The organism is Variovorax nitratireducens (genome assembly GCF_051216545.1).
Classification (GTDB): Bacteria; Pseudomonadota; Gammaproteobacteria; order Burkholderiales; family Burkholderiaceae_C; genus Variovorax.
Genome location: NZ_JBPJZO010000003.1, coordinates 418,307 through 431,082 on the forward strand (window position 1 = coordinate 418,307; position 12,776 = coordinate 431,082).

Sequence of the window (12,776 nt, forward strand, 5' to 3'; positions counted from 1 at the left end):
CCAGCGCGGTGCTTTCCGGGTCGGCTCCGGGCCGCAACCCATGTGCGCGCTCGCCTACGACACACTGTTTGTCGGAAGCCTCCTACAGCCCAAAGCCCCAGCACCTTGCATGATCAACAGGTTCGGCCATGAGCGCCACACTCAACACCTTTATCGTCGAAGACAACGAGACGATTCGCGAAAACCTCGTTGCCACGCTCGAAGAACTCGCGCGTGTCACCGCAGTGGGCTTTGCCATGTCCGAGATGGAAGCCTGCGCGTGGCTGCATGCCAATCCCACACGATGGCAGCTTGCCATCGTCGACCTGTTTCTAAAGCAGGGCAGCGGGCTGGGCGTGCTGAAGGCATGCGCGTGGCGTACGCCCTCGCAACGCGTGGTGGTGTTGAGCAACTATGCGACTGCGGATGTACGCAGGCGCTGCGCCGCGCTCGGCGTCGATGCGGTCTTCGACAAATCCAATGAAATCGATGCGCTGGTCGACTACTGCATTGCCCACGCCGCCCTGCGCGCTGGTTGAAACCTGCTGTGCCCGCTTAATCGATAAGCTTGTTCTTCAGCGCGTAATAGGTGAGGTCGCTGTTGGAGGACAGGTTCATCTTCTCCATCAGGCGCGTGCGGTAGGTACTGACCGTCTTGACCGACAGCGACAGGGTCTTGGCGATGTCGCCCGCAGTTTCGCCCTTGGCCAGCTTCAGGAACACCTGGAACTCGCGCTCCGACAACTGCTCGTGCGGTGCCGCGTCGTCTTTTCGATCGAGCTGGCGCGCCAGCAATTCGGCGACGGTCGGCGTGATGTAGCGCCGGCCCAGCGAGATGGTGCGGATTGCGTTCACGATCTCGATCGGATCGCATTCCTTGTTGAGGTAGCCACTCGCGCCCTGACGAATCAGGTTCATCGCGTAGTGCTCTTCGGGATAGCCGCTCAGGATCAGGATGCCCACATCGGGCGCCTTGGCGCGGATCATGGCCAGCGCGTCGATGCCGCTCTGGCCGGGCATCGAAAGATCCATCACGAGGACATCCAATTCAGTGGTGCGAACCAGTTCGATCGCTTCGCGGCCGCTGGCGGCTTCGCCCGCAACGCGCAGGTCGACGTGCTCCGAAAAAAACTGCCTCAGGCCGGAGCGCACGATGGCGTGGTCATCCACAATGCCGATCTTGATCATTCTTTGCTTTCGTCTTTGTGAGCGGCCTCGAGTGCCGCATCGTCCGATCCCTGTTCAGCGCCAATTATTCCCGAATTTGACGATGGAAAATTCCGTGGAGACATCATGCGCTGGTTAGTGGTTCCCAGGATGGCGCTCAGCCTGACCCTGGCGGCGCTGGCTGCCCTGGTGTTGATCGGCATCAACGAGGCCGGCTACCGGGAGTCGCGCCGCGCGCTCAACGAGATCAGCGAGGCGCAACTGGCGCGAGCGGCACTCAACGGCCTGCTTCAGAACATACTCGACGCCGAAACCGGCCAGCGGGGCTATCTTTTGACCGGGGAGGCCAGCTACCGCGAACCTTACGACGGGGCCGTGAAAAAGGTCGATGGCAACCTCGCAAGTCTGCGCGCGCTCTACGCCGAGCGACCCGATGAACAGGCCAGGCTGAGCAGGCTGTCCGGCCACGTTGCGCGCAAGCTGGCCGAGATGGACATGAGCCTGCGGTTGCGCCAGAGCGGCAGCGACGATGCCTGGAAGTTCGTCCTGACCACCGACGTGGGTCGCGAGGAAATGAACGCCATCCGCGTTCAGGCCAGTGAGCTGATCGCTGTCAGCAACCATGCGCTCGAGGTCGGACAGCAGCAGATTTCCAGGGCGCTCAAGCTCGGGCGGCTGGGCATCGGCCTGGTTGCCTTGTTTGCATTGCTGGCGTTCTGGCTGTACCTGCGGCAAACGCATGCGCTGCGCTCCGCCGGCGAGCGCCAGCAAGAGGCGCTGCAGCGCGAGCGCAATGCACTCGAAACCGAAGTCAGCGAGCGCACCGCGACACTGACCGAGCTCGCAACCCATCTGCAGGACGTGCGCGAAACCGAGCGCGGCTACCTCGCTCGCGAGTTGCATGACGAACTCGGCTCGCTGCTGACAGCGGCCAAGCTCGACGTGGCGCGGCTGAAATCGCGGCTGGCCGATTCGCCGGATGCGACGCAGCGCCTGCAGCATCTGACCGAGTTGCTCAACAGCGGCATCGCGCTCAAGCGCCGCATCATCGAAGACCTGCGCCCGTCGTCACTGTCCAATCTGGGCCTGGTGGCATCCCTCGAAATTCTGGGACGCGAGTTCGGCGACCGGTCCGGCGTGCAGATCGATCTGGCGCTCGAGCCCGTGCTGCTGGACGAGGCGCGCCAGCTCACGGTCTACCGCCTGGTTCAGGAAAGCCTCACCAATATCGGCAAGTACGCACAGGCGACCGAGGCGACCATCGTGCTCAAGAACTACGGGAACCACGTGATCGTCGAGGTGACCGACAACGGCAAGGGCTTCGAGCCCGGCACAGCGCGCCCTTCCACCCACGGGTTGGCTGGCATGCGGCACCGGGTTCAGGCCGCCAGCGGAAAGCTCACCGTCACATCGGCCCTGGGCCGGGGCACCCGCCTGATGGCGATGATTCCGGTGCAGCGCAACTGAGCGGTCCGGGTCGATTCGTTGCTCTCCTACGCACCCCGGCCGCCGCTGCTGACAGGCCTTTTGGCTGAGCCGTCCTACGCTCGAGCCAGCCCGTTCAAGCCAGAACGTGCCCCCAACAACGCGAGGTCCGCCTCGGTCAGGAGTTCAGCATGTTGCACTACGCAGTCATATTTCTGGTCATCGCGCTGGTAGCAGCGCTCTTCGGGTTCGGCGGCATTGCGGCCGGGGCGGTCGGGATCGCAAAAGTTCTATTCGTGATCTTCCTCGTGCTTGCGCTGGTCAGCTTCATTGCCAGCTTGATGCGCAGGGGCTAGCGCAGCTACCATCTTTTCGCCAGTTCACAATAATCTCCATCTCAGCAAAGGAAACAACACCATGAATGCAACCGTCAAGACCGCATCGCAACTGGCCGACGAAGCTCGCGAAACCGCCAACGACGCCTTGGAATCAACCCGCGCCTACGCGCAGAACGCGGTGAACGCGGCGGGCGAAAAGGTGCGGGGTCTGCGCGGCCAGGTCGAACCTGCCGTGGAGCAGTTGGCCAACCGGGTTCAGCAAGCCGTGCAGCGTGGCCTGGAGTCGGCATCGAAGACCAGCGCCCGTGCGCAGCGCCAGATCGAACAGGCTGCCGACGTGACGGGCAAGTACATCTCCGACCAACCGGTGCGCTCGGTGCTGATTGCCGCTGCTGCCGGTGCCGCAATCGCTGCGCTGCTGGTGCTGGCCACGCGTCGCCGGGACGACTATTGAGCTGAGGCTCCGTCCGTAGCGCCGATACTCGCAGCACCATGCTTCATCCGATTTTTTCCACGGTGCTCGGGCGGCCCGAACTGATTGCGGATCACCTTGCCAACTACGCCGCGCTAATCCGCGAGGAAAGCGTCCTGGCGAGCCGTGCCTTGATCAAGCGGGCGCTGGCCGGCGTGATCGCGGCGGTCAGTGCGATGCTGGCGCTCGGTTTGATCGGCATCGCCGTCATGCTGGGCGTATTGCATGGAAGCTTTCACTGGGTACTGGTTGCCGTGCCGGGCGTGGCGGTGGCGGTTGCCGCTCTGTCGGCCTGGGTGGCAACCCGGCCCACCGAACTCAACGCGTTCCAGGATCTGAGCGCACAACTCGACGCCGATGTGCGCGCCCTGCATCTCGCTGGAGGCTCCGATGCCGATTGACCGTGATGCCTTGACAGCGCAGCAGCGTCTGGCTATTTCGCGCCGGGCGCTGGTTCAGCAATTGCGCGGCGAAGCGCCGCCTGCCCCTGAGCGCGCGCAATCCGGCGAACTGCCTCATCGCCCGCGAAAGCCGGGCCTGTTTGATCGCGTTGCGTGGTTGCCGGTTGCCCGCTCGATGGCCGAGCGCTGGTGGCGTCGTCACCCCGCCAATGCCGTGGGCCAGCTCGCAAGACCGGTGCTCGATCGCTATGCACGGGAAAATCCGGCCAAACTGGTGGCCGTGGCTGCTGCTACGGGCGCGGTGATTGTCCTGGTTCGCCCCTGGCGACTCTTGTCGGTGGGCGCCCTGGTGGCGGCTGCCCTGAAGTCTTCGGATATCGCCGACATGGTTACCACGGTGATGCGCAAAAAGGACGGCAAGCCCTGAGTACGAGCCCGAACGCGCGCTCATAAAAAATGCCCGGCGATTGCCGGGCATTTTTTTGGAAGTCGTTTTTACATCTTGACTTCAAGCTTGTTGTTGACAGAACCGACGCCTTCAACGCTCTTGGCAATGTCACCGGCGCGCGCCTTGGCCGCCGCGGTGGGCGCGGGGCCGGCGAGCGTGACGGTGCCACCCTTGGTGTCGACGTCGATCTTGATAGCACTCAGATCAGGATCCTTGGCGAGACCTGCGGACACCTTCGCGGTGATGCTGGCATCGTCCACCTTGTTGCCCACCGTGGTGGCTGCGTCCTTCACTGCATCCTTGGTCTCGGCAGCACCTTGCTTCATGCTGGATTCCGCGGACTTGGCCGAAGACTCGGTCTTGGCGACTGTCGAGTCGACTTTTTGGCCGGCAGTGCTGTCGTTGGCCTTGTTGCCGCAGGCGCCGAGCGCCACCGCGCTGCCGGCCAGTAACACCGCCAGCAATGTGCGCGAGCGCGCGATGTGTTGATTCTTCGATGTCATATCAAATATCTCCTGAAGTTCGATGCGTTCAGAGCTTGTCCGCGCCCGATTTGATGGCATCCTTGGCCTTTTCCTTCACGTCGCCGTAGGTGCTTTGCACCTTCCCGGCCGTCTTGTCGGCAACGCCTTCGGCTTCCAGCTTTTCGCTGCCCGTCACCTTGCCGGTGACTTCCTTGATCTTGCCCTTGGCCTGCTCGACGCGGCCTGAGACTTGGTCCTTGTTCATAGCGGTTCCTTCCGTTGGATTTGACACATGGCTCGTGTGAACCACGTGTTCAATCTAGCGACACGGCAAGCCGCACTGCCGTCGCCCTCGCCGCGAACGGGTGTAGGACAGGTCAGGCTGACGATCCAGCCTTCCAGGGGGTCGATCGAATCCGGAAGGCCCCACCCGGATTGCGACGCGGCCCAGGCAGCCTGCAGCAAACACAGCACGGCATCAATCAGGTCACCCTGAGCATCGGCCAGCAGGATTTCGCGTTGCGCCGTCTCGAGCGCGAGTCGCAGGTCGAGCCGAGTGCTGCCGGACGTCACTAGGGCATCGAGCAAGTCGGCACGCGCGGCATGGCGCTGTGGCGTTTGCCGCGCGCGGTCGTCGGCCTTGTAGCTGCGCCGCCCGATCAGCTCGCGTGCCAGCAAGCCGGGATAGGCTTCCAGCGCGGTGCGTTCACAACCTTCGCGCGATACGTACAGCCCAGGCAAACAGGCGCCGGCGGCCAGCAGACGCGGCACGCCTGCGTGCAGCATGAAGGCGACCGGCGGATTGACCCATTTCATCGAGGGGCTCGAGCCGGCCGGGCCGTCGGTTGCCCGGTGCGCGAACTTGCCACCGGCTGGCCGGCCGGCACAAAACGCCGCGAACTCGGCGCGAATTTCGGCCCGGCTCAGGGCCGCGTAGTGCGTCATCAAGGCCGGCCACTGCAATGGCCAGCCCAACTGCACGACCAACTCGCGCGGCAGCCCGAAAGGAAAGTCGAATCCGCCAACCCAGGCCGGCGTGCGCGCCAGCCACCCGGCCCACGCATCGAGCGTGGCGAAGGTGTCGAGCCGCAGCAAGACCACGTGACGGCCATCGATGCCACCGTGCGCCACCACGATCGGTTTGCGCGCGGTGGGCGCGCTGGAAAAATCGCAACCGAACAGCATTGGCTTCACCCGCCAGGCTCTGCCGAGCGCAAAGGCGGAAAGCGGCAAAGCGCGAGGTTCAGGCCCGGCCGACGATGGCGGCGGTGGCCATCAGCTCTTCGAGCAGCGCCAGCGAGACCTTGCCGGAAACCGCATAGGGGTCGAGCTCCGGGCGTTCCGAATAGCGCAGCAGCGTGGCCTGGTGCCCCTTGGTCAGGTTGACCTGGCCCATGGTCCAGCCGCCGAAGCGGCGTTCGGAAATCTCTTCGTAGTGCAGCAGCACCACATCCTTGTGGCGCGGATCGCGCTGAATGTGGCCATAGAGATCGCTGATGGCGGTGCGGCCACCCTCGATCGCCTGCAGGAAGATCCCGGCGCCATAGCAGAGGATGCCGGTGACACCGCAAGCGGTGTTGTGGGCGCGCGATTGCGTGAGGATCGCCTCGATGGCGGGCGCGCTCGAATCGACGGCGCGGCTGGCGTAGAGCAGGCGTACCAACATGTCAGCCCTTTCGGGGGAGCAGGGACAGAAACTCGCGCCGCAGCGACGCGTCCTTGAGGAACACACCTCGCATCACCGAATTGATCATCTTGCTGTCCATTTCCTTGACGCCACGCCAGGCCATGCAGAAATGCTCGGCCTCCATGACGAGGGCGAGGCCATCGGGTTGGGTTTTTTCCTGGATCAAGTCGGCCAGCTGCACCACGGCTTCTTCCTGGATCTGGGGCCGGCCCATCACCCATTCAGCCAGGCGTGCGTACTTGGAAAGGCCGATCACGTTGGTGTGTTCGTTCGGCATCACGCCGATCCAGAGCTTTCCGATGATCGGGCAGAAGTGGTGCGAGCAGGCACTGCGCACCGTGATCGGGCCGACGATCATGAGTTCGTTGAGGTGTTCCGCGTTCGGAAATTCGGTCAACTTGGGCGCCGCCACATAGCGGCCCTTGAAAACCTCGTTGAGGTACATCTTGGCCACACGGCGCGCGGTGTTGCCGGTGTTGTGGTCGCGATCGAGGTCGATCACCAGGCTTTCGAGCACGCTCTTCATCTTGACCTCGACCTCGTCGAGCAAGGCTTCGAGTTCGCCCGGTTCAATGAACTCGGCGATGTTGTCGTTGGCGTTGAAGCGTTTGCGCGCAGCCTGCAGGCGCTCCCGGATCTTTACCGAGACCGGCGTGCCCTCATCATCATCTCCCCCGTGGCCGGGGCGCTCTGCAGCGTCAATTTTCTTCAGCATCCGATGATCCTAACAGTGAACGGTTTGCAAGCCATCCGGGCCTGCAGCGCCCGCCCAGTGGGCGTAGGCAGCTATTAATTCAATAGCAAAAAGTCGGTCACCAGCGGGAGGTGATCCGACATGCGCGCCCAGATCGGGCCACGCGGCACGTTGCACGCCACCGGCGAGAGGTGGCGCCCGTAGATGAAGTCGAGCTGCGCCACCGGCAACCGAGACGGGTAGGTCAGCGTGCGCGGCCCGCGCAGGTCGCTCGAATCGCGCAGACCCGCCGCATTCATCGCATGGCGCATGCGCGCGCCCCAGTCGTTGAAGTCGCCGGCCACCACCACCGCCTCACCCGCCGGAACCTCCCGGGCGATGAACTCGTTGAGCTGCGCCACCTGCCGCACGCGGCTGCCCTTGATGAGGCCCAGGTGGACGACGATGGCGTGCACCGGACGGCCTTCGACCTCGATCACCACGTGCAGCAGCCCGCGCTGTTCGAAGCGATGGTCGGAAATATCCTGGTGCCGCTGGTGCAGCACCGGCCAGCGCGTCAGCAGCGCATTGCCGTGCTCGCCGTGGCGCGTAACGGCATTGGTCTCGTAGACCGCCGTATAGCCCTCGGGGGCGAGGAAATCGGCCTGCGGCATTTCGGGCCAACGGGTGAAGCGGGCAGCCGCCTGCCGGTTCATCTTGCGCACTTCCTGCAGGCAGATGATGTCGGCGTCGAGCTGCTCGATCGCATGGCCGAGGTTGTGGATCTCCAGCCGCCGCGCGGGACCGATGCCTTGCACGCCCTTGTGGATGTTGTAGGTCGCCACGCGCAGCGTGTGGGCCGGTGAAGTCATGCTCGAAATTGTGGCAGCAACAGAATGGCTTCTGCATTCGACGGGGAAAAGCAGGCGTCGGCAGCGTCGCGGTAGGGCAGCCATTGCCAGGCGGTGTGCTCGCGTGGATTGAGCACGGGATCGATGCGTTCCGGCAGGCACAGGCCGAACAGATGCTCGGTGTTGTGCGTCACGCCCGGCGCGTAGCGGGCGCGCCAGCGCGGGTAGATCTCGTAGATGTTCTGCAGCTGCCAATCGTGCAGCCGGGAAGCGAGCGGGCTGTCTTCGCCGCAGGCGAAGCCGGTTTCCTCGGCCACCTCGCGCGCCGCGGTCAGGGCCAGCGGCTCGTCTGCGACGTCCTTGCTGCCGGTGACCGACTGCCAGAAATCGTCGGCGTCGGCGCGGCGGATCAGCAGCACGTCGAGCGCAGGCGTGTGGATCACGACCAGCACCGACTCCGGGATTTTCCAGGGCCGCGTGCTCGTCGTCATCGGCGCATCAGGCTGGCTGCGGCGTGTTTCGCAGGCGGATATGCAGTTCGCGCAGCTGCTTCTCGTCGACCGGGCTCGGCGCCTGCGTGAGCAGGTCTTGCGCACGCTGGGTCTTGGGAAACGCGATGACGTCGCGGATCGACTCGGCGCCGGTCATCAGCATCACGAGGCGGTCCAGGCCGATCGCGATGCCGCCGTGCGGCGGCGCACCGTACTGCAGTGCGTCGAGCAGGAAGCCGAACTTGAGCTGCGCATCTTCGGCGCTGATCTTGAGCGCCCGGAACACCTTGCTCTGCACTTCCTCGCGGTGGATACGCACCGAGCCGCCGCCCATCTCGATGCCGTTGAGCACCATGTCATAGGCCTTGGCGATGCACTTTTCGGGCGCCGTGTCCATCAGGTCTTCGTGGCCATCCTTGGGCGCGGTGAAGGGGTGGTGCACGGCCGACCAGCGCTGGCCTTCCTCGTCGAACTCGAACATCGGGAAGTCGACCACCCAGAGCGGCGCCCAGCGGTCTTCGAACAGGCCGCTCTTGCGGCCGAAGGCGCTGTGGCCGATCTTCACGCGCAGCGCGCCGATCGCGTCGTTCACGACCTTTTCCTTGTCGGCGCCGAAGAACAGGATGTCGCCGTTGCGGGCGCCGGTGCGCGCGACGATCTCGGCCAGCGCCGCATCGTCGAGGTTCTTGACGATCGGGCTTTGCAGGCCTTCGCGGCCGGCTGCCGCGTCGTTGACCTTGATGTAGGCCAGGCCCTTGGCGCCGTAGATCTTGACGAACTCCTGGTAGGCGTCGATCTCGCCGCGCGAGAGGCCGCCTTCGGCAGCGCCGCCCGGCACGCGCAGCGCCACGACGCGGCCGCCGACCATGGTGGCGGCGTTCGAGAACACCTTGAACTCGACGCGCTTCATGAGCTCGGTCAGTTCGGTGAACTCGAGCTTGACGCGCAAGTCGGGCTTGTCCGAGCCGTACTTGAACATCGCGTCGCCATAGCTCATGGTCGGGAACACCGGCAGGTCGATGCCCGCGGCGTTGCGGAACACGGTACGGATCATGCCCTCGAACATCTCGCGGATTTCCTCTTCGGCGAGGAACGAAGTCTCGATGTCGATCTGCGTGAATTCGGGCTGGCGGTCGGCGCGCAGGTCTTCGTCGCGGAAGCACTTGACGATCTGGTAGTAGCGGTCGTAGCCGGCCACCATCAGCAGCTGCTTGAACAGCTGGGGCGACTGCGGCAGCGCAAAGAAGCTGCCGTCGTGCACGCGGCTGGGCACCAGGTAGTCACGCGCGCCTTCGGGCGTGGACTTGCCGAGCATCGGCGTCTCGATGTCGATGAAGCCGTTGGCATCGAGGAACTTGCGCGTTTCCATCGTGACCTTGTAGCGCAGCATCATGTTGCGCTGCATCGCCGGGCGGCGCAGGTCGAGCACGCGGTGCGTGAGGCGCGTGGTTTCGCTCAGGTTGTCGTCGTCCAGCAGGAACGGCGGCGTCACCGACGGGTTCAGCACCTTGAGCTCGTGGCACAGCACTTCGATCTTGCCGCTCTTGAGCGACTCGTTGATGGTGCCTTCCGGACGGCCACGCACCAGCCCCTTGATCTGCACGCAGAACTCGTTGCGCAGGTCTTCGGCCACGGCGAAGGTCGCAGCGCGATCCGGGTCGCACACCACCTGAACATAGCCTTCGCGGTCGCGCAGGTCGATGAAGATCACGCCGCCGTGGTCGCGTCGGCGATTGACCCAGCCGCAGAGGGTGACGGTTTCGCCCAGCAGGGCTTCGGTCACGAGACCGCAGTAGTGAGAACGCATGGCCATAAGAAGATTCCGGCGCCGCTGGGGCGCGTTTTTAGTGCTTGATCGCGACGGTGGCGGGGCCGCCCGGGACGACCACGCCCATCGACACGATGTACTTGAGCGCCTCGTCCACGCTCATCCTGAGTTCGATGCAGTCGCTGCGCTTGAGCATCACGAAGTAGCCGCCGGTTGGGTTCGGCGTGGTCGGGACATACACGCTGAGATAGTCCCCGCCGCCCAGATGGCCGAGCACCTCGCGGCCCGGCGCGCCGGTCACGAAGGCAATGGTCCAGACGTTGGCACGTGGCCATTCGATCAGCACCGCCGTTCGGAAAGCGTTGCCGCTCTCGGAAAACAGCGTGTCCGACACCTGCTTGACGCTCGAATAGATCGAGCGCACCACCGGGATCCGGCGTACCACGGCGTCACCCCAGCCGAGCAGGCGCTTGCCGACGAAGTTGCTGGCGATCGCACCGACCGCCAGCAGAATGCCGAGCGTCAGCAGCACGCCGAGCCCGCGAATGTTGTTGTCGTAGAGCCATTTCTGCCAGACCAGCGGCAGCACCCAGAGCGTCTGGTCGAGCGTGTCGATGATCCACTTGAGCACCGCCAGCGTGATGAACAGCGGCACGATGACCAACAAGCCCGACAGCAGCCATTTGCGCAGCGCGTGCATGGGCAGCCTCAATCGGTTTTGGCCGCGGAAGCGGGGCTGGCAGCGGGCGCGACGGCAGGGGCGGTGGCAGGCGCAGGTGCGGTTGCCGCGCCGGCACCGGCATCGGTGGCTGACTTGGCGTCGGTGCCTGCGCCGTTGGCCGCAGGCGTCGTCGCATCGGCCGGCTTGGCATCGGCCGGCTTTTTGCCGCTGCCCTCGCGGAAATCGGTCACGTACCAGCCAGAGCCCTTGAGCTGAAAGCCGGCGGCAGTGAGCTGCTTTTCAAACGCGCTCGCGCCGCAATTCGGACACACCGAGAGCGGCGCGTCGGACATTTTGCGCAGCACGTCCTTGGCAAAGCCGCAGGCACTGCACTTGTAGGCGTAGATAGGCATGGGATGGGGGGTCGGAAAGAGCGGCGCAGCTGCCGCCCGCAAAGCCCACGATTATAGGGCGCGGGCGCCCTCCATCCGGATCAGGCCGGCTCGACCGCCAGGGGGCGATGCGGCGTGTGCTGGTTCGCCACCCATTGCGGCGCCAGCGAGCCTGCCACCATGCCGAATGCCGAAGCCAGCACGCCCGCCAGCTGGGCCGGAAACACGGCGCCCCACGGCAGCGCCAGGAGCAGCAGCCAGCAACCGATACCGAGCACCACGGCCGCCATGGCACCCTGTGTGGTGGCGCGTTTCCAGTACAGCCCGGCCACCAGCGGCACGAACGCGCCGACCAGCGGCACCTGGTAGGCCCCCGACACCAGCTCGTAGATCGGCGTGCCCTGCATGCGGATGGCATAGGCGAGCACCGCGGCGCTGAACACCAGCACGGTAATGCGCATGGTCAGGAGGTTCTCGCGATCGGTGCCCGCGGGCTTGAACTGGCGCCAGATGTTCTCGGTGAAGGTGACGCTCGGCGCCAGCAGGGTGGCCGACGCGGTCGATTTGATGGCCGACAGCAGCGCGCCGAAGAAAAGCACCTGCATCACGAACGGCATTTTCTCGAGCACGAGCGTGGGCAGCACCTTCTGCGGATCTTCTTTCAGCAGCGTCGCGGTCTGCTCCGGCATGATGAGCAGCGCGCTCGCCACCAGGAACATCGGCACCGACGCGAACAGGATGTACGCCACGCCCCCAATGACGGGCCCGCGCGTGGCCGCCTTGACGCTGTTGGCCGACATCACGCGCTGGAACACGTCCTGCTGCGGGATCGATCCCAGCATCATGGTGATGGCCGCGGCGAAGAAGAAGACCATGTCGTGGAAGTTCGGCTCGGGCCAGAACTTGAACAGCTCCTTGCTGGTCGCGAACTCGATCACCTTGCCGGCGCCGCCCGCCATGTTGCCGGCGAACACCGCGATCACGGCCAGGCCGACCACGAGGATGATCATCTGGATGAAATCGGTGACCGCCACCGACCACATGCCGCCGAACAGCGTGTAGGCGAGGATCGAGACGACACCGATCGTCATGCCCACGGGAATCGAAATGGCGCCGGCCGACAGCAGGTTGAACACCAGCCCGAGCGCAGTGACCTGGGCAGACACCCAGCCGAGGTAGCTCAGCATGATGATCAGCGAGCATGCCACCTCGACCACACGACCGAAGCGCTCGCGGTAGTAGTCGCTGATGGTCAGCAGCGTCATGCGGTAGAGCTTGCCCGCGAAAAACAGCCCCACCAGGATCAGACAGGTGCCGGCGCCGAACGGGTCTTCGACCACACCGTTGAGCCCGCCTTCGATGAACTTGGCCGGAATGCCGAGCACCGTTTCGGAGCCAAACCAGGTCGCGAAAGTGGTGGTCACGATCATGAAAAGCGGCAGGTGCCGCCCGGCAATCGCGAAGTCGGTGGTGTTCTTCACGCGCCGGGCTGCGACGAGCCCGATGGCGATTGTGATCAGCAGGTAGACGATGACCAGGGTAAGCAACACGGCGGCTCT

General features: G+C 64.6%; 18 protein-coding genes. 6 read left to right on the forward strand and 12 right to left on the reverse strand.

What is annotated here, in order from left to right:
• Window positions 1-128: 128 nt before the first annotated feature.
• A complete protein-coding gene (locus ACSFA8_RS11150) occupies window positions 129-518 on the forward strand; it encodes a response regulator (RefSeq protein ID WP_435479569.1) in 390 nt (129 codons plus the stop codon).
• A 16-nt stretch (window positions 519-534) separates the two neighbouring features.
• Here the strand turns inward: ACSFA8_RS11150 and ACSFA8_RS11155 are convergent, their stop codons facing one another.
• Window positions 535-1,167 carry a response regulator gene (locus ACSFA8_RS11155; protein WP_286541976.1) on the reverse strand — a complete coding sequence of 211 codons (633 nt, stop codon included), beginning with the start codon at window positions 1,165-1,167 and terminating at the stop codon, window positions 535-537.
• A 105-nt stretch (window positions 1,168-1,272) separates the two neighbouring features.
• Here ACSFA8_RS11155 and ACSFA8_RS11160 point away from each other — a divergent pair, with 105 nt between their 5' ends.
• The 5 genes from ACSFA8_RS11160 to ACSFA8_RS11180 all read left to right on the forward strand — a co-directional run bounded on the left by ACSFA8_RS11160 (window position 1,273) and on the right by ACSFA8_RS11180 (window position 4,209).
• Window positions 1,273-2,613, forward strand: coding sequence for a sensor histidine kinase (locus ACSFA8_RS11160; RefSeq protein WP_435479570.1), 1,341 nt, complete (start codon window positions 1,273-1,275; stop codon window positions 2,611-2,613).
• A gap of 149 nt (window positions 2,614-2,762) precedes the next feature.
• The gene (locus ACSFA8_RS11165) at window positions 2,763-2,927 is read left to right on the forward strand and encodes a DUF1328 domain-containing protein (protein WP_435479571.1); all 165 of its coding nucleotides are present in this window, start codon (window positions 2,763-2,765) and stop codon (window positions 2,925-2,927) included.
• A 61-nt stretch (window positions 2,928-2,988) separates the two neighbouring features.
• Window positions 2,989-3,363, forward strand: coding sequence for a hypothetical protein (locus ACSFA8_RS11170; RefSeq protein WP_435479572.1), 375 nt, complete (start codon window positions 2,989-2,991; stop codon window positions 3,361-3,363).
• Window positions 3,364-3,401: 38 nt separating this feature from the next.
• Window positions 3,402-3,782, forward strand: a complete 381-nt coding sequence (locus tag ACSFA8_RS11175) for a hypothetical protein (RefSeq protein ID WP_435479573.1) — start codon at window positions 3,402-3,404, stop codon at window positions 3,780-3,782.
• Window positions 3,772-4,209: a hypothetical protein gene (locus ACSFA8_RS11180; RefSeq protein WP_435479574.1), complete on the forward strand. Its 438-nt coding sequence runs from the start codon at window positions 3,772-3,774 to the stop codon at window positions 4,207-4,209. Before ACSFA8_RS11175 ends, ACSFA8_RS11180 begins: the two co-directional genes overlap by 11 nt.
• Before the next feature lie 68 nt (window positions 4,210-4,277).
• Here the strand turns inward: ACSFA8_RS11180 and ACSFA8_RS11185 are convergent, their stop codons facing one another.
• The 11 genes from ACSFA8_RS11185 to ACSFA8_RS11235 form a co-directional block, all read right to left on the reverse strand.
• Window positions 4,278-4,733: a BON domain-containing protein gene (locus ACSFA8_RS11185; RefSeq protein ID WP_435479575.1), complete on the reverse strand. Its 456-nt coding sequence runs from the start codon at window positions 4,731-4,733 to the stop codon at window positions 4,278-4,280.
• A 28-nt stretch (window positions 4,734-4,761) separates the two neighbouring features.
• Entirely contained in the window at window positions 4,762-4,959 is a 198-nt protein-coding gene (locus tag ACSFA8_RS11190) for a CsbD family protein (protein ID WP_435479576.1), read from the reverse strand.
• Window positions 4,956-5,879, reverse strand: coding sequence for a DUF429 domain-containing protein (locus tag ACSFA8_RS11195; protein WP_435479765.1), 924 nt, complete (start codon window positions 5,877-5,879; stop codon window positions 4,956-4,958). The genes ACSFA8_RS11190 and ACSFA8_RS11195 overlap by 4 nt, the downstream gene beginning before the upstream one ends.
• 58 nt (window positions 5,880-5,937) lie before the next feature.
• On the reverse strand, window positions 5,938-6,360 hold the full coding sequence (locus tag ACSFA8_RS11200) for a BLUF domain-containing protein (RefSeq protein ID WP_435479577.1): 423 nt from the start codon (window positions 6,358-6,360) through the stop codon (window positions 5,938-5,940).
• A 1-nt stretch (window position 6,361) separates the two neighbouring features.
• Window positions 6,362-7,096, reverse strand: a complete 735-nt coding sequence (folE, locus tag ACSFA8_RS11205; protein ID WP_435479578.1) for a GTP cyclohydrolase I — start codon at window positions 7,094-7,096, stop codon at window positions 6,362-6,364.
• 74 nt (window positions 7,097-7,170) lie between these two features.
• The gene (locus ACSFA8_RS11210) at window positions 7,171-7,926 is read right to left on the reverse strand and encodes an endonuclease/exonuclease/phosphatase family protein (RefSeq protein ID WP_435479579.1); all 756 of its coding nucleotides are present in this window, start codon (window positions 7,924-7,926) and stop codon (window positions 7,171-7,173) included.
• Window positions 7,923-8,396, reverse strand: a complete 474-nt coding sequence (nudB, locus tag ACSFA8_RS11215; RefSeq protein WP_435479580.1) for a dihydroneopterin triphosphate diphosphatase — start codon at window positions 8,394-8,396, stop codon at window positions 7,923-7,925. Before nudB ends, ACSFA8_RS11210 begins: the two co-directional genes overlap by 4 nt.
• Before the next feature lie 7 nt (window positions 8,397-8,403).
• A complete protein-coding gene (gene aspS / locus ACSFA8_RS11220) occupies window positions 8,404-10,209 on the reverse strand; it encodes an aspartate--tRNA ligase (protein WP_435479581.1) in 1,806 nt (601 codons plus the stop codon).
• 31 nt (window positions 10,210-10,240) lie between these two features.
• Window positions 10,241-10,864, reverse strand: coding sequence for a DUF502 domain-containing protein (locus tag ACSFA8_RS11225; RefSeq protein WP_286541962.1), 624 nt, complete (start codon window positions 10,862-10,864; stop codon window positions 10,241-10,243).
• Between the two features lie 8 nt (window positions 10,865-10,872).
• Window positions 10,873-11,238, reverse strand: coding sequence for an FmdB family zinc ribbon protein (locus tag ACSFA8_RS11230; protein WP_435479582.1), 366 nt, complete (start codon window positions 11,236-11,238; stop codon window positions 10,873-10,875).
• A gap of 80 nt (window positions 11,239-11,318) precedes the next feature.
• On the reverse strand, window positions 11,319-12,767 hold the full coding sequence (locus ACSFA8_RS11235; RefSeq protein ID WP_435479583.1) for a high affinity choline transporter 1: 1,449 nt from the start codon (window positions 12,765-12,767) through the stop codon (window positions 11,319-11,321).
• Window positions 12,768-12,776: the final 9 nt, after the last annotated feature.

Coding starts and splice junctions, on each gene's coding strand:
- ACSFA8_RS11150 (WP_435479569.1), top strand. CDS start 129: ATGAGCGCCACACTCAACACCTTTATCGTCGAAGACAACGAGACGATT.
- ACSFA8_RS11155 (WP_286541976.1), bottom strand. CDS start 1,167: ATGATCAAGATCGGCATTGTGGATGACCACGCCATCGTGCGCTCCGGC.
- ACSFA8_RS11160 (WP_435479570.1), top strand. CDS start 1,273: ATGCGCTGGTTAGTGGTTCCCAGGATGGCGCTCAGCCTGACCCTGGCG.
- ACSFA8_RS11165 (WP_435479571.1), top strand. CDS start 2,763: ATGTTGCACTACGCAGTCATATTTCTGGTCATCGCGCTGGTAGCAGCG.
- ACSFA8_RS11170 (WP_435479572.1), top strand. CDS start 2,989: ATGAATGCAACCGTCAAGACCGCATCGCAACTGGCCGACGAAGCTCGC.
- ACSFA8_RS11175 (WP_435479573.1), top strand. CDS start 3,402: ATGCTTCATCCGATTTTTTCCACGGTGCTCGGGCGGCCCGAACTGATT.
- ACSFA8_RS11180 (WP_435479574.1), top strand. CDS start 3,772: ATGCCGATTGACCGTGATGCCTTGACAGCGCAGCAGCGTCTGGCTATT.
- ACSFA8_RS11185 (WP_435479575.1), bottom strand. CDS start 4,733: ATGACATCGAAGAATCAACACATCGCGCGCTCGCGCACATTGCTGGCG.
- ACSFA8_RS11190 (WP_435479576.1), bottom strand. CDS start 4,959: ATGAACAAGGACCAAGTCTCAGGCCGCGTCGAGCAGGCCAAGGGCAAG.
- ACSFA8_RS11195 (WP_435479765.1), bottom strand. CDS start 5,879: ATGCTGTTCGGTTGCGATTTTTCCAGCGCGCCCACCGCGCGCAAACCG.
- ACSFA8_RS11200 (WP_435479577.1), bottom strand. CDS start 6,360: ATGTTGGTACGCCTGCTCTACGCCAGCCGCGCCGTCGATTCGAGCGCG.
- folE (WP_435479578.1), bottom strand. CDS start 7,096: ATGCTGAAGAAAATTGACGCTGCAGAGCGCCCCGGCCACGGGGGAGAT.
- ACSFA8_RS11210 (WP_435479579.1), bottom strand. CDS start 7,926: ATGACTTCACCGGCCCACACGCTGCGCGTGGCGACCTACAACATCCAC.
- nudB (WP_435479580.1), bottom strand. CDS start 8,396: ATGACGACGAGCACGCGGCCCTGGAAAATCCCGGAGTCGGTGCTGGTC.
- aspS (WP_435479581.1), bottom strand. CDS start 10,209: ATGGCCATGCGTTCTCACTACTGCGGTCTCGTGACCGAAGCCCTGCTG.
- ACSFA8_RS11225 (WP_286541962.1), bottom strand. CDS start 10,864: ATGCACGCGCTGCGCAAATGGCTGCTGTCGGGCTTGTTGGTCATCGTG.
- ACSFA8_RS11230 (WP_435479582.1), bottom strand. CDS start 11,238: ATGCCTATCTACGCCTACAAGTGCAGTGCCTGCGGCTTTGCCAAGGAC.